The 18,717-nt window shown below is 72.5% G+C and carries 14 protein-coding genes; 8 read left to right on the top strand and 6 right to left on the bottom strand.

From position 1 onward, the window contains the following. Window positions 1–20: 20 nt before the first annotated feature. Both ACIA8R_RS42985 and ACIA8R_RS42980 read right to left on the bottom strand, forming a co-directional pair. Entirely contained in the window at window positions 21–1,604 is a 1,584-nt protein-coding gene (locus tag ACIA8R_RS42985) for a hypothetical protein (RefSeq protein WP_357703563.1), read from the bottom strand. Between the two features lie 68 nt (window positions 1,605–1,672). Further along, entirely contained in the window at window positions 1,673–2,683 is a 1,011-nt protein-coding gene (locus ACIA8R_RS42980; RefSeq protein WP_357703565.1) for a LacI family DNA-binding transcriptional regulator, read from the bottom strand. Between the two features lie 158 nt (window positions 2,684–2,841). On the opposite strand from ACIA8R_RS42980, the gene ACIA8R_RS42975 reads away from it, so the two are divergent. From ACIA8R_RS42975 to ACIA8R_RS42955, 5 genes are read left to right on the top strand one after another with little or no spacing between them, the layout of a single operon-like run. Beyond that, window positions 2,842–4,131 carry an ABC transporter substrate-binding protein gene (locus ACIA8R_RS42975; protein ID WP_357703567.1) on the top strand — a complete coding sequence of 430 codons (1,290 nt, stop codon included), beginning with the start codon at window positions 2,842–2,844 and terminating at the stop codon, window positions 4,129–4,131. Beyond that, complete coding sequence (locus tag ACIA8R_RS42970) at window positions 4,125–4,979, top strand: sugar ABC transporter permease (RefSeq protein ID WP_357703570.1); 855 nt, start codon at window positions 4,125–4,127, stop codon at window positions 4,977–4,979. The genes ACIA8R_RS42975 and ACIA8R_RS42970 overlap by 7 nt, the downstream gene beginning before the upstream one ends. Continuing rightward, complete coding sequence (locus tag ACIA8R_RS42965; RefSeq protein ID WP_357703572.1) at window positions 4,976–5,794, top strand: carbohydrate ABC transporter permease; 819 nt, start codon at window positions 4,976–4,978, stop codon at window positions 5,792–5,794. The genes ACIA8R_RS42970 and ACIA8R_RS42965 overlap by 4 nt, the downstream gene beginning before the upstream one ends. Further along, window positions 5,791–6,780 carry a serine hydrolase domain-containing protein gene (locus ACIA8R_RS42960; RefSeq protein ID WP_357703575.1) on the top strand — a complete coding sequence of 330 codons (990 nt, stop codon included), beginning with the start codon at window positions 5,791–5,793 and terminating at the stop codon, window positions 6,778–6,780. Before ACIA8R_RS42965 ends, ACIA8R_RS42960 begins: the two co-directional genes overlap by 4 nt. Further along, the gene (locus tag ACIA8R_RS42955; protein ID WP_397043364.1) at window positions 6,777–9,389 is read left to right on the top strand and encodes a family 78 glycoside hydrolase catalytic domain; all 2,613 of its coding nucleotides are present in this window, start codon (window positions 6,777–6,779) and stop codon (window positions 9,387–9,389) included. Before ACIA8R_RS42960 ends, ACIA8R_RS42955 begins: the two co-directional genes overlap by 4 nt. 29 nt (window positions 9,390–9,418) lie before the next feature. Here the strand turns inward: ACIA8R_RS42955 and ACIA8R_RS42950 are convergent, their stop codons facing one another. The 4 genes from ACIA8R_RS42950 to ACIA8R_RS42935 form a co-directional block, all read right to left on the bottom strand. Beyond that, a complete protein-coding gene (locus tag ACIA8R_RS42950; protein WP_397043362.1) occupies window positions 9,419–10,753 on the bottom strand; it encodes a Dyp-type peroxidase in 1,335 nt (444 codons plus the stop codon). A 22-nt stretch (window positions 10,754–10,775) separates the two neighbouring features. Beyond that, window positions 10,776–11,795, bottom strand: coding sequence for a hypothetical protein (locus ACIA8R_RS42945; RefSeq protein ID WP_397043360.1), 1,020 nt, complete (start codon window positions 11,793–11,795; stop codon window positions 10,776–10,778). 26 nt (window positions 11,796–11,821) lie between these two features. Then, entirely contained in the window at window positions 11,822–12,355 is a 534-nt protein-coding gene (locus tag ACIA8R_RS42940) for a hypothetical protein (RefSeq protein ID WP_364093451.1), read from the bottom strand. Window positions 12,356–12,471: 116 nt separating this feature from the next. Continuing rightward, window positions 12,472–13,410, bottom strand: a complete 939-nt coding sequence (locus ACIA8R_RS42935; protein ID WP_397043381.1) for an acyl-CoA desaturase — start codon at window positions 13,408–13,410, stop codon at window positions 12,472–12,474. 228 nt (window positions 13,411–13,638) lie between these two features. Here ACIA8R_RS42935 and ACIA8R_RS42930 point away from each other — a divergent pair, with 228 nt between their 5' ends. The 3 genes from ACIA8R_RS42930 to ACIA8R_RS42920 are packed head-to-tail and all read left to right on the top strand — an operon-like array spanning window position 13,639 to window position 18,712. Further along, on the top strand, window positions 13,639–14,940 hold the full coding sequence (locus tag ACIA8R_RS42930; RefSeq protein ID WP_397043358.1) for a cytochrome P450: 1,302 nt from the start codon (window positions 13,639–13,641) through the stop codon (window positions 14,938–14,940). Between the two features lie 2 nt (window positions 14,941–14,942). Beyond that, window positions 14,943–16,520: a peroxidase family protein gene (locus ACIA8R_RS42925; protein ID WP_364093445.1), complete on the top strand. Its 1,578-nt coding sequence runs from the start codon at window positions 14,943–14,945 to the stop codon at window positions 16,518–16,520. Beyond that, window positions 16,517–18,712, top strand: coding sequence for a hypothetical protein (locus ACIA8R_RS42920; RefSeq protein ID WP_397043355.1), 2,196 nt, complete (start codon window positions 16,517–16,519; stop codon window positions 18,710–18,712). Before ACIA8R_RS42925 ends, ACIA8R_RS42920 begins: the two co-directional genes overlap by 4 nt. Window positions 18,713–18,717: the final 5 nt, after the last annotated feature.

Here is an 18,717-nt window from a genome sequence, read left to right as displayed (position 1 = left end):
GAGTGCCCTCCTGTCCACGCTCACGCACACCCCGGCGTGCCGGAGGCGCGCTGCTGGCGCATGGCGGTCACGTCGCCCGCCACGTCCGACTGGGCCATCGGGCCGAGGTCGAGCACGACGTCGGTGAAGGCGAGCGACGCCTTGCGCATCACCGGCAGGTCGATCGCCTCGACGCCGAACTGCGGCGAGAACAGCGTCTTGGGCGCGGCGATGGGCGCGATGACGGGCAGCAGGTGCTGGTTGTACGGCGTGCCCTCGCCGCCGAAGCTGCAGTGGCGCGGGACCGTGGCGAGGTCGGCGGCCGACAGGCCCTTCAGGATCGCGGTGCGCCGCACGTCCCAGTACTCGATGTGGCCCTTGACGAGCTCGCGCAGCGGCGTGCTCTCGCTGACGGGGACCCACAGCAGCTCGGTGAGGTTGGGGCTGGCGACGAGCTGCTTGCCCGGCAGGCCGTTCGGCCTGGCGACCGCGTCGTAACGCTTGGCGCCGAGGTGTTCGAGCACGACGACGGAGGAGACCTTGCCCTGGTCGTACTCGGCGTCGAGCTGGGCGGCGAGCTGGCCCGCGCCGCCCTCCCGGACGTCGGGACCGGTCAGGTGCTGGTAGAGGTGGCCGGTCACGAACGCGAACTGCACGGTCCGCGGACGGCACGCCACCGGCAGCGACGACAGGTAGCGGGCCATCTCGATCATGGTGAGCGGGCCGTTGTCCCACACCGGGCTCATGCCGTCGGTGTGGCTCTCCACGACGATCTTCTGGGCGCTCCCGCCGGGCAGCGTGGCGAGCAGGGTCCGGGTGGTCGTCGGCGTCCAGGCGGCGTTCACGGTCAGCGCGGCCTGCACCGGCTGCCCGGCGGCCAGCGCGTCCTTGATCTGCTTGCCCTGGTCGGCGCCGACGTACGCGCCGGGCACGCCGTACGGCAGGCCCTCGTAGGGCGCGTACATGTCCTTGATCTGGGCGTGCGGGAGCTGGCTGATCTCGATCACGCCCAGCGCGCCCGCGGCGGCGGCCGCCTTGAGGTCGGCGTCGGCGGCGGCCGGGGCCTCCATCGACTCCGAGCCGAGCAGGTTGATCGTCATGCCCGGGTCGTACATGGAGTAGCCGAGCGTGGGCGGATAGAACAGCAGGTTGGGCACGTTGGTCCAGGGCAGGTCCCGGACGACGATCTTCCCGGCGGCGTTGGCCGCGGTGATGTTCGTCCCCGCGGCCAGGTGGACGAGCGGCGCCGAGACGCCACCCGCACCGGTCGAGGACGAGAACGGCACGGGCGCCGCGACCTGCACGGACGTGCCGCCGACGGTCAGGCCGGTGCCGAGGTTGTCCCAGCGGTCGATGGCGTAGGGCATGGAGGAGAGCTGGAGGCCGGGGATGGCCGCCATCTCCTGCTCCAGCCAGTCGACGTAGCCGGCGTGCGCGGCGGAACCTGTCGGCCGGGGCCCGAACGCCTTCTGCTGCCCGGCCAGGGTGCCCAGGCGGGCCTCGGAGGCGAACGCGGCGGGGTCGACCCTGGCCGGGCAGGTGGTCGCGGCGGCCGGCCGGGCGAAGGCCGGTTGCGCGGGCGCGACCAGCGGGAGGAGAAGGGCTAGGAGAGCGAGTCGTCTCACGTGGGGGTCCTTCCATCGAATCGTTTTAATGCATGGTCCGCGGCAGTCCCCCGACGTGCGGCCGGCCCTCAGTGGCGAGGTGGTCCTGTGGTCCCGCGGACGATCAGCGTGGGTGACACCGACGACGCCACCGATCGCGTGCGTCCTTCGATGCGCTCGACGAGCAGGCGCGCGGCGGTCGCCCCGATCACCCGTCCGTCCTGGTCGACGCTGGTGAGCGAGATGCGTTTGAGCGAGGCGATGCCGATGTTGTCGTATCCGGCGACGGAGAGGTCCTCCGGCACCGACAGGCCCGCCTCGTCGGCGGCGCGCAGCACGCCGAGCGCCGCGATGTCGGCCCCGGCGAAGATCGCGGTGGGCCGGTCGTCGCGGGCGAGCAGTTCCCGCGCACCCTCGAAGCCGCCCTCCTCGGTGAAGGAGGTGGCCAGCACGTCGTCGGCGAGCCCGTGGGCGCGCATCGCCTGGCGGTAGCCTTCGGCGCGCACCATGTGCGGCAGTCCCTGGGCGCGGGCCCGCTCCAGGTGGGTGATGTGGGCGATCCGGGTGTGCCCGAGCCCGACCAGGTGGTCGACCACGAGCCGGGCCCCCATCACGTCGTCGTCGACGACCGCGTCGTAGGCCGCGGCGCCGCCGTGCCTGCCCACCACGACGACCGGGGCGGCCGCCGCGATGACGGCGAGTTCGGCGTCCGTCATGACCGGCGAGATCAGGATGAGCCCGTCCATGCTCCGGTCGATCATGGCGTCGGTCATCCTGGCCTGCGTCTTGGGCTCGATCCCGCCGGGTCCGAGCAGCACCTGGTACTCGGTGTCGCCCAGCCGGCCGGTGATGCCCTCGATGATGTCGGGGAAGAACGGGTTGCGCGTGTCGGAGAGCATGACGCCGAGGGTGTAGGTGCGTCCGCGCAGGGCGCGGGCCGCGGCGTGCGGGCGGTAGCCCAGCTCGTCGATGGCCTGCGTGACCTTGGCCTGCATCTCCGCGCTCACGCCGTAGGCCCCGCGTACCACCTTGGACACGGCGGCCGTGGAGACCCCGGCCCGCCTGGCCACATCGGCGATCGTCACTCGTCCGCTCGTCACACGCCGTCCTTCATGTGTCCCTGTAGAACGAACTACACATTTGCTGAGAGCAGAGGCTAACGCCCCACCACTCCTCAGGTCCACCCCCTTGACGAGCGTTTCTGGGATGCCGTAGAACGTTCTACACATTTCTCCCCCACACGAACAGGAGAACGAGCGTGAGAGCACCCACTCGTCCGCTCGGCGCGGCGCTCGGCGCCGTCCTCGCCCTGTCCCTCTCCGGCTGCGGGTCCTCCGCCCCCGAGGGGACCGGCCAGGTGAAGCTGACCATCTGGCACAACAGCGCGGACCCGGCGCCGCTGCTGGAGATGTACAAGAAGTTCGAGAAGCAGTCCGGTCACAAGGTCGAGCTGGTGTCCATCCCGTCCGACGGCTTCGAGGACACCACCCAGACCAAGTGGGCCACCGGCGACCGTCCGGACGTCCTGGAGTACCACGCGACGGTGAGCGGCCTGCTCGCCCTCAACCCGGCCGAGAACCTGCGCGACCTGACCGGCGAGGCCTACATCGCCAGGTCCGGCGACCTCTACCAGGCCGCCGGGTCCGTCAACGGCAAGGTCTACGCGGCCATCACCGGCTTTCCCCAGGTCTTCGGCCTCTACTACAACAAGAAGGTCTTCACCAAGGCCGGGCTGACCCCGCCCGCCGACTTCACCGAGCTCGCCGCCGCCTGCCCCAAGCTCAAGGCCGCGGGGGTCACCCCGGTCTTCGAGTCGGGCGGGTCGATCTGGCCGGTGCAGATCCTGCCCATCCTCTACCTGGCCGGCGCCAACCAGGGCAACGCGTACGGCAAGGCCATCGCGGGCCACAGCAGCACGCTGGCCGACCCCGGCTCGCCCTTCGTCGCCGGTCTGACCGCCTACGCCAAGCTCAAGGCCGACGGCTGCTTCAACAAGGACATCGTCACCGCCAAGTTCGAGGACTCCATGAAGGCCCTCGTCACCGGCGAGGCCGCCATGGTCGCCCAGCACTCCGACATGCTCCCGGCCCTGCTCGCGGCCGCCGGCGGCGACCAGAAGACCGTGGACGAGTCCGTCGGCTTCGTCGGCCTGTCCAGCGACAAGCCGCTGGTGACGTACGCGCCCGGCCCGATCGGCACGTTCTACCTGCCCAAGACCGGGGACGCGGCGCGGGAGAAGGCCTCGCTCGACTTCGTGCGCTTCATGACCGGCCCGGCCTACGCCGAGTACATCGCCGCGTCCAAGACCTTCCCCGTGCTCAAGGACGTGCCCGACCCGCAGGGCGTCTCGTCCGTGCTGCAGGACGTCAAGAAGGCCTACGACACCGGCGCGGTCATCGCCTTCAACTCCGACATCCCCGGCATGGGCGGGCTGGCCCAGCTCATGTCCGAGCTGATCGCCGGGCAGAAGGACCCGCAGAAGGCGGCGACCCAGCTCCAGGGCCAGGTCGAGCAGGCGGCCAAGGCGGCAGGGCTGCCCGGATGGTGATGCGGAACAGGGCGGCCTGGCTGCCGTGGGCCCTGCCCGCGATCGTGCTGGTCACGGTCTTCTTCGTCGCCCCGTTCCTGCTCAACGTGCGGTTCGCGTTCTCCTCCTGGACGAGCTTCCGGGCCGAGATCACCTGGAACGGGCTGGAGAACGTCCGCACGCTGATCGACCAGGATCTGCTGGCCAACGCGGTCACCGTGACCGTGCTGTACGCGATCCTGTGCATGGCGATCCAGAACACCGTCAGCCTCTCGCTGGCCCTGGCCCTCCAGCGGACCAGCCGGATCAACACCGTCTTCCGTTCGGCGTTCTTCCTGCCGACGCTCATCTCGCCGCTGGCCGCCGGATACATCTGGCGCGGCCTGCTGGCCCCCGACGGCGCGGTCAACTCCTTCCTCGGCATCGAGTGGGCGTGGCTGGGCGAACCGTCCACCGCGCTGGTGGTGGTCGCGTTCATCGACGCCTGGAAGTGGAGCGGGTTGATCACCCTCGTCTACATCGCGGGCCTCAACTCCATCCCGCAGGCGCTGCTGGAGTCGGCGACCGTGGACGGGGCCGGCCCGTGGACCCGGCTCCGGCGGGTGGTGTTCCCGATGCTCGCCCCGGCGCTGACCTTCAACGTGGCGGTCACGCTGGTGGGCGCGCTCAGCGCGTACGACGTGATCGCCGCCACCACCGGCGGCGGGCCCGGCGACCACACGCGGGCGCTGAACGTGGTGATGCGCCAGCAGTGGGGACAGGGCTTCTTCGGCTCGGCCAGCGCGCTGGGGTTCACCGTGACGCTGCTGGTGATCGCCACCGCCGTGCCCCTGGTGTGGTGGCTGCGACGCAGGGAGGTGACGGGATGAGAGCGGCCCTCAAGTACGCGGCGCTGACGCTCTTCGCGATCCCGTGGGTGCTGGTGCCCGTCTGGCTCGTGGTCGTCAACTCCTTCAAGCCCGCGGGCGAGGCCGCCGAGCTCGGCCTCGGCCTGCCCAGGACGTGGGCGATCGCCGAGAACTACGGCATCGTGCTCGACCGCGGCGGCTACCTGACCGGGCTGCTCAACAGCCTCAAGGTGACGGTGCCGATCGTGGTGGCCGTGGTCCTCCTCGGCGCGGCGGCGGCGTGGGCCTTCGGGCGCAGCCGGTCGCGCTGGTTGCAGGCGGCCTACTTCGTGATGGGCCTGTCGATCCTGCTGCCGCCGTCCATCATCCCGACCGTCTACCTGCTGCGCGCCCTGTCGCTGGACGGCGGCTCGCTCGGCTACGTGCTGACGATGACCGGCTGCCGCCTGGGCATCGTGATCTTCCTGGCGACCGGGTTCGTCCGGGCGTTCCCGCCGGACCTGGAGCACGCCGCCGCCATCGACGGCGCCTCGCGCCCGCAGGTGTTCGTCCGCATCCTGCTGCCCCTGCTGCGGCCGGTGCTGTTCGTCGGCGGCGTGATCCTGATCATCAACGTCTGGAACGACTTCTTCTTCGCCCTCTTCCTGCTCCAGGGCAGCGCGAACGCCACGCTGCCGCTGAGCCTGTTCCAGTTCGCCTCCGGCACCTTGCAGAGCCTGAACTGGAACCTCGTCTTCGCCCACGTCCTGCTCACCACACTGCCCCTCGTGGCGGTGTACGTCGTCGCGCAGAAGCGCGTCCTGGCCGGCCTCACGGAAGGTGCACTGAAGGGATGACCACGCACGACATCGCGCTCGACTGGGTCAGGCGCGAGATCAAGGAGGGACGGCTGCCGTGCGCGGTGTTCGGCGCCGCCACCTCCGACGGGATCCAGGTGCTGGAGGCGTTCGGCGAGCACGACGGCCGCGCGACCAGGACCGAGGACCACTTCGCCCTGTTCTCGGTGACCAAGCCGCTGATGGGGCTGCTCGCCCTGCGCCAGGTCGAGCGCGGGCTGCTGTCGCTGCGCCGCCCGCTGCGGGACGCGCTGCCGAACTTCGCGCGGCCCGACGTGACGCTCTGGCACCTGCTCACCCACACCAGCGGCATCGCCGAGCAGACGCTCACGCCCGACGACCTGCTGGAGCACCTCGTCACCGCGCCGGCGATGTTCGAGGCGGGCACCCTCAGCCACTACTCCAACCTGGCCTTCGCCGGGATCGCGGAGATGGTCCGCGACGTCACGGGCCGCGACGTGGCCGACCTGATCGACTCCGACCTGAACACGCTGGTGCCGGGTGGCGGGCGCATCACGTTCGACCCGGCGTGCGAGGCGGCCGAGGTCCACGGCGTCGAGCTGCTCGGCCCCGGCTTCGACTTCGACGCGTTCGTCCGGCTCCGCCATCCGGCGGGGGCGCTGTTCTCCCGCGCCGAGGACCTCCTGGCGCTGGGCGGGGCGCTGCTGCGCGGCGACCGCGCGCTGATCCACCCGACCACGCTGGCCGCCATGACGACCCCGCAGACGACGGGCCTGGTCAAGCTCCAGCCCGACCCGGTCAACGCCGGGCAGGACTGGGGCCTGACCTGGAACCTGCGCCACTCGGCCCCCGGCCTGCTCGAACGCCGGCTGTACGGCCACGGCGGCGCCTCGGGCTGCCAGTGGTGGATGTACCCGGAGCAGGACGCGTGCTTCGTGCTGCTGATCAACGTGATGGCGCCGAGCCTGTACGGCGTCGACGTCGACGGCCTGCACAACGCCTTCACCACCGGGCTAGATGCGTGAACCGGGAATCGGGGGTTCAGGTCTCGGGCGCGCAGACGCCCTACATCCGTTCGGTCCCGCCCGGTACGCGGGCGGGCCTGACGTGTGGTCTGGCGGATCCGGTGGGCGTGGACGAGCCGTCGCCCCGGCTGTCGTGGGACGCCCGGCTGCCCGAGGAGGCCACCGTGGTGCTGTCCGCGGACGGCCGCGAGGTGTGGCGGTCGTCCGTGCCCGCCGGAGCGCACGGCGTGGACGTGCCGGACGAGCGGCTGGCGCCGCTGACGCCGTACACGTGGCGGGTGGACGGGCACGCGACCGGCGCGTTCACCACGGGCCTGCGGGCGCGCGGTGAGTGGGACGCCGCCTGGCTGCCGGGCGCCCCCCAGGCGGCGGTGGGCCTGCGCGGGTCGTTCACCTGGCGTCCCGTTCCGGGGCGCGCCTGGCTGGCCGCCACCGCGCTCGGCGTCTACCGGGCCCTGCTCAACGGGACGCGGCTGGGCGAGGAGGAGCTGGCCCCCGGCTGGACCGACTACGGCCACCGGACCCGCTACCGGCTGCTGGAGCTCACCGACCTGCTCGTGCCCGGCGAGAACGAGCTGGAGCTGTGGCTCGCTCCCGGCTGGTACGCCGGTCACGTCGCCGGCGGCGGCCCGCGCCGCTACGGCGACCGGCCCGCCGCCAGCGCCCAGGTGCTCGTACGGGACGACGACGGCCCGCGCCGCGTGTTCGCCACGGACGCCTCCTGGACCCGGCGGGACCTCGGCCGCCCGCGCGCCGACCTGGTGATGGGCGAGACCGTCCAGGCGCCTTCCCCGCAGGCCGGACCGGCCGGGACGGCGGCCGCCCCGGAGATCCTGGTGGAGGCCGACCCCGCTCCCCCGGTACGGGTGATCGGCACGGCGCCCGCGGTGTCGGTGACCGAACCCGCGCCGGGCGTGCAGGTGGCCGACTTCGGACGGAACGTCGTCGGGCGCGTCCGGCTGCGCGTCGACGCACCGGGGCCCGTGCGGATCGTGGTGCGGCACGGGGAGGAGCTGACCGCGACCGGGCGGCTCTACACCGACAACCTGCGCACCGCGGACCAGATCGACGAGTTCGTCCTCGGCCCGGGATCGCACGTCGTGGAGCCCGCGTTCACCCTGCACGGGTTCCGCTACGCGGAGGTCACCGGCTGGCCGGGCGCGCTGAGGCCGGACGACCTGGAGGCGGTGCTGCTGTCGTCCGCGCTCGCCGTCACGGGCTCGCTGACCGTGAGCGACCCCGCCGTACGGCAGCTCGTCGCCAACATCGGCGCGTCGGCGGACGGCAACCTGGTCAGCGTGCCGACCGACTGCCCGCAGCGCGACGAGCGGACCGGCTGGACGGCCGACATCTCGGTGTTCGGCTCGACGCTCAGCTTCCTGCGGCACACGCAGGCGTTCCTGTCCGGCTGGGTGACGACGCTGATCGACGGGCAGCGCGCCGACGGCGCGGTCCCGCACGTCGCGCCGGTCCTGCCCGAGTACGGATACGACTCCCCCGTGTGGTCCGACGCGCTGGTCGAGGTGCCGTGGCTGCTGTGGCGGCGCTACGGCGACGACCGCACGCTGCGCCGCGCGTACGAGCCGATGCGGCGATGGGCCGACTACTGCCTGGCCCAGTCCGAGGACGGCGTCAGACCGGGCAGGGCGCTGGGCGACTGGCTGGCCCCCGGCACGGTCGAGACGCCCAAGAACCTCATCGCCACCGCCGCACTGGCCCGCACCCTCCGCCTGGTCGCGCAGGCGGCCGACGTGCTCGGCGAGCCGCACGCCGTCGAGTACGGCGAGGCGTCCGCCCGCGTCACGGACGCCTTCCGGCGGGCCTTCCTCGACGGGCCGAAGCTGCGCACCGAGACGCAGACGGGCTACGCCGTCGCCCTGGCCTGGGACCTGGTCCCGCCCGAGGACCGGGCCGCGTCGGCGCGGGCGCTGGCCGAGCTGGTCCGCGCCGCCGGACACCGGCTCATGACGGGCTTCGTCGGCACCCCCCTGCTGCTGCCCGTGCTGTCGGAGACCGGCCACCACGACCTGGCGTGCCGGATCTTCAACCAGGAGGGTTACCCGTCCTGGCGCTACCAGCTCCGCGCCGGGGCGACGACCATGTGGGAGCGCTGGGACGCCTGGCACCACCGGTACGGCCTGCAGACCCCCGCCATGAACTCCTTCAACCACTATGCCTACGGCTGCGTGGGCGACTGGCTGTTCCGGCACGTGGCGGGCCTGGGCGACGACCCGCGCGGGACGAACGGCGGCTTCGGCGAGCTGCTGCTGCGTCCCGGGCCCGTCCCGCTGCTGCGGCAGGCGCACGCCCGCTACGACAGCGCGTCGGGGACCGTCGAGTCGGGCTGGCGGGCCGGGCCTGACGGGGTGCAGTGCACGTTCGCCGTCCCGGAGGGCGTGACCGCCCGCGCGGTGCTGCCCGTACGCGGCGCGTGGGACGGGATGGCCGTCAACGGCACCTTCCTCATGGGCCTCGGCGAGCAGCTGCCGACCACCAGGCTGGCCGACGGGGGCTGCGCCCTGGACCTGCCGCCGGGCCGCTGGTCGTTCACCGCCCCCGCCGCGGCCACGTCCCACCTGCTCCAGGACTGGGACGACCTGGGCCGGTGACCCGCACGGGCGCACGGCGTCCACGGACGTCAGCCCGTGAGGTCGCCCAGCCAGCGCAGCGCGGTCAGGCTCGGCATGAAGCCGTACTCGCCGCCACGCGTGACGACGAACCGCGGCAGGGATTGCAGGCGCCGCCGTACGGGACGCCGGGGGATGGTGAAGTCGCCGGAGCCGTCGGCGGAGCCGGTCAGGGGATCCCTGGCCGGGCCCGCGCCGAAGAAGACGCCGTCGTTCATCCATTCGCTCTGGACGAACTCGAACTGCCGTCCGAGATGGGCGCCGACGAAGGCGAACATCAGCCCCCGGTCGGCGCCGTCGTCGTCCAGGACGCCGTCGGGCAGCGGCGGCCCGTAGACGGTGCCGCGCCTGATCATGCGGTGCAACCTCGGGACTCCGGCCACCTCCGCGTCACGAGGGTTGGCCCGGCGGATGTGGCAGCCGCCGGGCGTGGTGAGGCCCGCGGGGTCGTCCCGCCGGTACAGGAAGGCGTTGCGGCGGGCGGCGTCGGCGCCGAGGCCGGGGTCGTCGTGGAGCGGGGAGAGCGCCAGCGGCGCGCCGCTGCGCCAGCGTCCCATGATCTTCGCGGCCAGCAGTTCCTCGTCCTCCGGGCCGGTGGCGTTGTCCTTGAGGTAGCGCCGGAACAACGCGACCCGCTGGTGGAGCTTGCGGAAGGCCACGTAGGTGCCGTTGCGTCCGAGCACGTCGGGTTGCGGGGCCTGGGTGCCGCCGAGCTCGTCGGGGTGGCCGAGCACGAACTCGCCCGCCTTGAGCGGCACCTCCAGGGGGTTGGAACCGGCGACGCCGCTGCCCTCGACGGCGGGATGGCTGATGCCGTCGCGGTAGCCGAAGGGCTCGGTCTCGGTGGGCAGGGCGTGGCAGTCCTGCCGCCAGATCGCCGTCACGCCGGGCAGGGCCTCGTAGGCCGGGCGGGCGCGCTCGATCGCGGCCCGCAGCTGCGCGCTGTCGGGCGCGACCGCCACCAGCACCACGTGCACGCCGGGGGTGCCGAGCGGCGGCTCCCAATGGACGGGGGCGCTGTCCCCGGTGTCCCCCAGAGCGGCGGCGCGGGCGGCCATGCCCTGCCTGAACTCCCACGCGAACGTGTCCAGCGACCGCCGGGGGACGCCGAGGGCGTCCAGCCCGTGGTAGGTGAGCGCGACGCTGACCCACGTCTCCCCCAGGGGGCTCATGGCGTCGGCGGCGGAGGTCACCACGGCGCTCACCCGCCGCATCAGCTCCCGGCCCTGCGCGCGGTCGTCGATGCGGAACAGGAGGTACGTCGCCGCGTACGGGGTCGGCCGCGCGCCGAGGACGCCACGCTGGATGTCGTCCAGTTCGAGCGGGACCCGAGACTCTTCGCTCACCGGATTGCGCCTTCCTGCCGTGCTACTTCGCTGTGACGAGGTTGTTCCAGAAGGCGCGCAGGCTGTCGTCCACGCCGAACAGCGAGCTGAAGATCGTGGAGTCGGCGAGGATCACGTCCCCGGCCCGGTCACCGCGCGGAGGCAGCCACAGGAACATGTTGAACTCGGTGTTCCCGGCCTCGACGAACGGGTGCGGCGGCCTGGTCAGGTCGACCGGCTGCCGGCCCAGCACCCGGACGGCGTCCGGGTCGTCGGTGGTCACGGCGTAGTGGGGAAGGTGCATGTGGAAGTTGAAGTGGGACACCCCGTCCAGCCACCCCCGGCTGTCCAGGTCCCTGGCGATGGTCAGCGGGGCGTTCGTGCCCGCATCCGTCACCGCGGGACGCAGGCCGTATCGGTTCTCCACCGGCACGCCCAGCCCTTCCATCAGCGACCGGGTGTACCTGCCGAAGCGCTGCTGGCGGGGCACGAGCGCGTCGCCGTGATGGTGGTACTCCAGGTCGCGCACCGCCATGTCGTCGGTCGCGCCGACGTCGTGATGCGGCCCCAGAGCCAGACAGGTCCCTTCACGCGTGAGGAACTCGCGCAGCGCCTCGATCTCCGCCGGCGTGGCCTCCTGTCCCGTGATCATGTGGTCCAGCCCCCACACGAACAGGGTGTCGGTGTCGGCCAGCACCCGTTCGTCCAGCGGAGTGTGGAACCCGGCCTGGTCGACGCGCTGATACACGGGCACCGGGTACCCGGTGGCCTCCCGGACGAACCGCTGGAAGGGCAGCCAGCCCCAGAAGAACAGTTCCAGCCCGCCCGCGATGCCCTGCTGGAAGCGCATGGGGTCCGACCACTGCGGGTCCTCGTAGGCCGGCCACTGCACGCGGCGCACCTCGGTCATCGTGGAGAACCGGTTGTCCAGCACGGTCACGTCCCGGCCCGCTTCGGCCGGGTAGCTCCATGCGACGTAGATGCTCACCCGTCGCCGGCCGGGGGCGTACGGGCGCGGCACGTGGTCCTGGTTGTAGGTGCGCGCCGTCTTCGACTCACTCATCTGATCTCCTGCGCCGTGCGAGGCCGTCACTGCAACTGGTCGAGCATCTCCGACAGAGCGCCCTTGATCCGCAGGGCCTTCTTGATCTCGTCGGCGGTGACGTACGGGTACTCGCCGTACTCGATGAAGCTCGGGCAGTGATGCGCACGGACGAACCTGACGAACGCCTCGGGGTTGGTCTTCCAGTCCTCCGGGAAGCCTTCGAGGTTCTCGAAGACCGTGCTCACCCCCGCCCGGGTGAACAGCGCGATGGCGTCCTCGGTGTACTTGTCGAAGTCGGTGTCGAAGATCCCCTGGTACATGAAGCGGGTGTCGTCGTCGAACAGCACCCAGCGCAGGTAGTGCAGTTTCAGGGGGGCCAGCAGGGTCGGGTCGTCCCGCAGCGCCTCGGCGAGCGTGTCGCCGTAGCTCCGGATCGCGTCGGCCCGGCCGGGCTTGACGCCGGCGATGATGGTGAAGCCGTAACACGCGGGGCCGCGCGGGAAGACGGGCCCGTACTTGCCCTGTTCCAGGTGGCCGGTCTCCTTCGGGATGACGACCGCCTGCGGCCTGATCTCCATGGCCGTCCTCTCCAACGTCGTGCTCGTGGGAGGAGGGCTGAAGCGACCTGACTGGCTCCATCGTCCCATAAGGGTGCGCCGCGTCGCGGTATCACACGCGAACGCCGGCCGCCGGATCAGCGCGAGGAGTCGGGGAGGTGCTCGGCGCGGCGGGCCGCGAGGCGGTCGGGGGCCGGCCAGCGCACGCCTTGGGCCCAGCCCGCCCGCTCGAACCAGCGGATCAGCCGCGCGCTGGGGTCGAGCTGGCCCCTGAGCACGCCGTGCCGGGCGCAGGCGGGCTCCACGTGGTGCCAGTTGTGCCAGCCCTCGCCGAGCGTCAGCATCGCCACCCACCACACGTTGGACGAACGGTCCCGGGTGCGGAACGGGCGGTCGCCGAAGGTGTGCGCGATCGAGTTCACCGACCAGGTGACGTGGTGCACCACGGCGTACCGGACCAGGCCGCCCCACAGGAGCCCGCTCCACGCGCCCGACCACGACATCGACCACAGCCCGCCGGCCGCGGCCGGGAGCGCGAACGACAGCAGGACGACCCAGGGGTAGGCGGCGTCGAAGCGGCGCACGTCCGGGTCGGCCAGCAGGTCCGGCACCCAGTGGCGGCGGCTGGAGCGCTGACGGGCCGTGTAGAACCAGCCGATGTGGGCGTGCAGCATGCCGCGCAGCAGCGCCGGGCCGCTGTCGCCGTAGCGCCACGGCGAGTGCGGGTCGCCCTCGCGGTCGGCGTACTTGTGGTGGCGGCGGTGCTCGGCGGCCCACAGCGTGAGGGGGCCCTCGACGGCCATGCCGCCGGCCAGCATGAGCGCGATCCGCAGCCCCCGGTTGGCCTTGAAGGCGCGGTGGGTGAACAGGCGGTGGTAGCCGATGGCGATCCCGAAGATGCTCACCAGGTACATCACGACCGCGATCACCAGGTCGCCGGGGCCGATGCCCCAGCCCCAGGCGGCCGGCACCGCGAGGGCCAGCAGCAGCACGGGCAGGACGACCAGGACGACCAGATAGGCGGTGCGGCGGCCGGTGGGGACCGTCACCGTCTCCGCCGTGCCCGGCTGCGGCATGGGTGACGTCACGTTTCCTCCGATGAGCGGCACGGGGCGATCAGGCTCCTTATTCAATGACCAGGCCCATGGACTGCGGCAATGTCCTGACAGTGACGGAGTAGTTACCGTGAGGCACCAAACAATGCACTCCCTCGTCATGAAGAAAGGCTGTGACGCATCCCTAGATTGTGATTGCGCATCGTGATCATCCCTGTGCGCTCCGACATCAGGTGGAAGGTCCGCGGAATGGGTGCTGTCGATCAGGCGACGACGGGCGGCTATCTGGAGAGGTACGACGAGGCCCTGGCAAGGGACCCGATATCCGCGTTCGGCCTGGTCCGGGAGTGGATGCGGACCGACTGGCGGAGCCTGTTCGCCGAGTTGCGCGAGCGGCGTCCCATCTTCGTCACCCCCGCCTTCACGGTCGTGACCCGCTTCGCCGACGTCGCCGAGGTGCTCTCCCACGAGCGGGTCTTCTCCGTACGCGCCTTCGGCCCGCGCCTGGACGCCGCGCTGGGCGCCCCGTTCATGCTCGGCAGGGACGCCACGCCGATGAACTGGCGGGAGAAGGGCCTGATGCGGCTCCTGCTCGCCCCCGAGGACGCGGCCGACGTGCGCGAGCTGACCGGCCGCCTCGCCGACGACCTGCTCGACGCCGCCCGGCCCGGCGGACGCCTGGAAGCGGTCCACGGGCTGTTCCGCCCGATCGCCCTCGGCGTGTGCGCGCGGTACTTCGGCGTGCCCGGACCCGACCCGCGGACCCTGGGCCGGTGGACGCGGGCGATCGTCGCCGACGGCTTCGCCAACTTCGCCGGCGATCCCGAGCTCCAGGCGGCCTCCGTCAAGGCGGGCGCCGAGCTGGTCGGACACGTGCGCGACCGCCTCGCCGAGCACCGCGCCACGCTGAGCGCCGGAGGCGAACTCCCCGACGACGTCTTCGCCCGCCTCGTCCGCACCTGCCTGCCCGCCGGGTCCGCCGTGACCGACGACCGCATCGTGGTCAACATGGCGGGGCTGCCGCTGGGCTTCGTGGAGAGCGCGCCCGGGGCCATGGTCGAGGCGGTCGAGCAGCTTCTGCTGCGCCCGCGGGTGCTCGCCGAGGCCATGGCCGTCGCCGCCGACCCCGGGCGGTTCGATCCGTACGTCTGGGAGGCGCTGCGGTTCAGCCCGTTCTTCAAGCTGCTTCCCCGGCTGTGCGAGCGCGACCACGTACTGGCCGCCGGCACCCCGCGCGCCACGACGATCCCGGCGGGCACGTTCGTGCTGGCGGCGCCGGCCTCGGCCATGTTCGACGACGCCGTGGTGCCGGAGCCCGGCGAGTTCCGCCTCGACCGTCCCGGCCATCATCGGCTGTTCTTCGGGTCCGGTCATCACGCCTGCCTCGGCGTGCACGTGGCCGACGTGGTGATCGCCGAGACCGTGCGCCGCCTGCTGCTGCGTCCCGGGGTGCGGCTGCTCCCGCCGCCGGCGGGCCGCGTCGAGCGCACGCTCGGCATCTTCCCCGACGCCTTCACCCTCGGCTTCGGCCCCGAACGCAAGGACGGCTGACGATGGCCCCCCGAGCACGCAGCATCGCCACGGACGGCCTGTCCAACCGGCTCAGGTTCCTGGCCCTGACCAGCGGCCGGCCGATCTGGGACCTGCTGCAGAGCAGCCGCCCGGTCCGCCGCCGGATCAACGCCTCGCTGATCGACCACGCGATCCGCGAGATGCCGCCGCGTCCCGAGCCGCTGAGCACCATGGCCGACTACACCTCATGGGCCTCCCTGACCGACCGCACCTACAGCGGCCGGCACCTGCCCCCGGTCGCCGTCGCCGAAGGGAGGCTGCCCGGCGCCGAAAGGGCCGCCGACCTGTTCACCCGCGGCGAGTCGATGATCCCCTGCCCGCGTTCCACGGTGCTGTTCGCGTACTTCGCCCAGTGGTTCACCGACGGATTCCTGCGCGGTGACACCAACGTCCCGCGCGATCCGCGCAAGAACAGCTCCAACCACCACATCGACCTCAACCAGGTGTACGGCCTCGACGAGGCGGCGACCGCCGCGCTGCGCGCGTTCGACGGCGGGCTGCTCAAGAGCCAGATCCTCAACGGCGGCGAGTTCCCGCCCTACCTGTGCGAGAACGGCAAGATCAAGCCGGAGTTCGCCCCGCTGAGGGTCGTCCGCTTCGACCACCTGTCCGACGCGCGGCGCGACACGCTGTTCGCCACCGGCAGCGACCGGGGCAACGGCCAGGTCGGCTTCACCATGCTCACGGTGCTGTTCCTGCGCGAGCACAACAGGGTGGCGCGGCTGCTGGCCCGGGAGAATCCGCGCTGGGACGACGAGCGGCTGTTCCAGACGGCCCGCAACATCCTCATCGTGCTGCTGATCAAGCTGGTCGTCGAGGAGTACATCAACCACATCACCCCCTACCACTTCCGGTTCACCCTCGACCCGTGGCTGCCGGCGCGCCTCGACCACGCGGCCTGGCACCGGCAGAACTGGGCCTCGGTGGAGTTCAACCTCGTCTACCGCTGGCACAGCCTGGTCCCGTCCCGCCTGTCGGTGGGCGGGCGCGAGCTGCCGATGGCCGAGACCTTCTTCGCCGGCGACCTGATCCCCGAGCCCGGCCTCGGGCGGCTGTTCGAGGACGCCTCCCGCCAGCGCGCCGGCCGCATCGGCCTGTTCAACACCGACCCCGTGCTGCGCGAGATCGACGTGGCCAGCATCGCCGACTCCCGGGCGCTCGGACTGGCGCCGTACAACGGCTACCGGGAGCACTGCCGGTTCCCCGCCGTGCCCACGTTCGAGCAGATCACCGGCGACCGGCGGGTCAGCGGCGCGCTGCGCGAGCTCTACCGCGACGTCGACGACGTCGACCTGTACGTCGGGCTGTTCGCCGAGGAACCCGGCTCCCCCGAGGCGATCCTGCCGCCGCTGCTGACCAAGATCATCGCCATCGACGCGTTCTCCCAGGCGCTCACCAACCCGCTGCTGGCCCCGCGCATCTTCAACGCCGCCACGTTCTCCCCGCAGGGCCTGCGGATCATCGCGGCCACCCGCACGCTGTCGGACGTCCTGCGCCGCAACACGCCGGAGGACCCGGCCCCCCGCCAGGTCGGCATGTCGCGGCGGCCCCGGCCATGACCGAGCGGGACGATCCGGCCGCCGGGCCACTGCGCGACCTGGCCCGCGAGCTGGTGGACGTCGCGGTCACGATCCAGGACGCGGCGGCGCACGCCACGGCCGCGCTCACCGACGACGCGCTGCTGCGCGCCCTGCCGCGTGCTCCCGGGGCGGCCCGGCCCGCCTACCGCGCGCTGCTCCGGGCCACGACGAACCGCCGGGGCCTCGGCTACTCCTTCGCCGGCGGCCGGCTGGCCACCGCGGCCGCCAAGGCCGGCGCCATGCTGGGGGCCGAGAGCCTGGCCGTACGGGTGCTGGCCACGTCGCTGCGGCTGCGCGTGGCGGCCGTGGCGGTCACCCATCCGGAGCTGACCGGGGACCCCATGCTCGCCCGGCTCATCGACGCGGCCGCCGCCGACCGCGACCTGGAGGCCGTCCGGGCCCTGCGCGCGCTGTTCAAGGACCGTGGCGCGGTGCGCGCGCTCAGTCAGCTCGCGCCGGTCTTCGGCGAGGTCCTCGCGCTGCGCGCGCTGCTGGACGAGAACCCGCTCAACGACGCCACCGCCTGGCTCATCGCGACGGGGAGGGGCTTCGCCACCGCCGATCCGGTCATCGGCCTGAGCAACAGGGCGATCGCCGTCCTCGACGTCGGGGAGGGCGCCGCGCGCCGGGCCGAGCTGACCGCGGCCGAGTCCGCCCGGCTGTGCACGCGCGGGTCGCTGCTCGGCTTCCTGGCCAACATCAGCACGATCGGCACCACCGGGCGGGCCCTCATCCAGAGCGTCGAAGGCCCCGACGGCGTGATCCGTCACGTCCTCCACGCGCCGGGCATGCGCATCGGACGTCCCGACGGCGAGTCGCCCCAGGACCTGCTCGGCGCGTTCAGCAGCGCCGTCCTGGCCGCCAGCCCCTACAGCCGCGCCCTGGCCCTGGCCGTCGCCGACTACGGGACGCCGCCGGGCGCCGAACTGGCGCTCGTCGGTCACAGCGCGGGCGGCGCGGCGATCATGAACCTGGCGCAGGACCCCGCCTTCTGCGCCCGGCACACGGTCACGCACGCCGTCGCCGTCGGCTCGCCCGTCGACTTCAAACGGCCGGCCGACCAGCGCACCTGGGTGGCCAGCATCACCAACCAGCACGACATCATCCCCACCCTCGACGGGCAGGGCGCCGGCACCTGCTTCGACCTGCACCCCGACTGGTACGTGGTGGACTACTGCGATTCCACCCACCTGTTCCCGCAATGCCACAGCATCGAGCGCTACCTCGCCAACATCGCCGACGACCTGCCCGAGGCCCGCGACCTCATCGAGGAGCGGCTCGCGCCGTTCCGGGGGCGGGTCGTGCGTTCCCAGGCGTACCTGCTGTTCGACCGGCCGCCCGACCCGGCGGAGTTCCCCTTCCCTGCCGTGCCCGCCCACGCCGTGGACGGTCCTGGGGGCACCGCCGGCCTGCCTGTCAGGTGTCACGACGGCGACGCCCTCTCGGCGTACTTCGCCGTGAGCCCGGTGGCGGCGGCCGGGCTGCTGGAGGGGACGGGGCTGGGCCCCGCCGTCCAGGTGGGGGGCCGCGCGCTGGTCGCCGTGCACGCCGCGTGGAACCGGCGGACCAGCGCGGGGGGTTACGCGGAGATGCAGGTCGGCGTGGTCGTCCCCGGCCCGTTCCGCGCCCGTCCTGGGGGGTTCCGCGCTTCCGCGCGGTCCGGGCCGCCCGGCCTGAGTCGGCGGGGTTCCGGCTGGCCCGGCGGGCTTGACCTGCTGCGGGAGGCCGGACACCGGCGCTCGGGAAGCCTTCTCGTCGGTTCCATGGTCGACTCCCCGGCCGTGCACGCGTTCGGCCCGCGGCTCTGGGGCGGCGAGACGTACCTGACGCCCCTGGAGCTTCGGCTCGGTGCCCGGACCGCCCATCTCGCCGCCGCGCAGGTCCTCACCCTGCGCGGACGGCTCGGCCCGGGGCTGTCCGTACGCGACCCCGGCCTGGTCGGTTACTCCGGCACGGCCGGTGACGTCCTGCGGTCCTGCGTACGTGCCCGCGGGCGGGCCCGGCTGCACCTGGCGCCGTCACTGCGGCTGACCGTCGAGCCCGGCTCGGACCATCCACTGGCCGGACGGCTCCGCGAGCTGGCCCTCGACGGCGCCCGCCCGCTGCTGTGCCTGTCGGCCACCACCCGCCGGACGCTCCGGGACGCCGCCGTCCCGGTGCCGCCGGGCTGACGGAG

The sequence above is a fragment of the Nonomuraea sp. NPDC051191 genome (genome assembly GCF_044455665.1).
Taxonomy (GTDB): Bacteria; Actinomycetota; Actinomycetes; order Streptosporangiales; family Streptosporangiaceae; genus Nonomuraea.
Note: the sequence above shows the minus strand (reverse complement) of the source record. Positions and strands in the feature narration are given on the sequence as shown.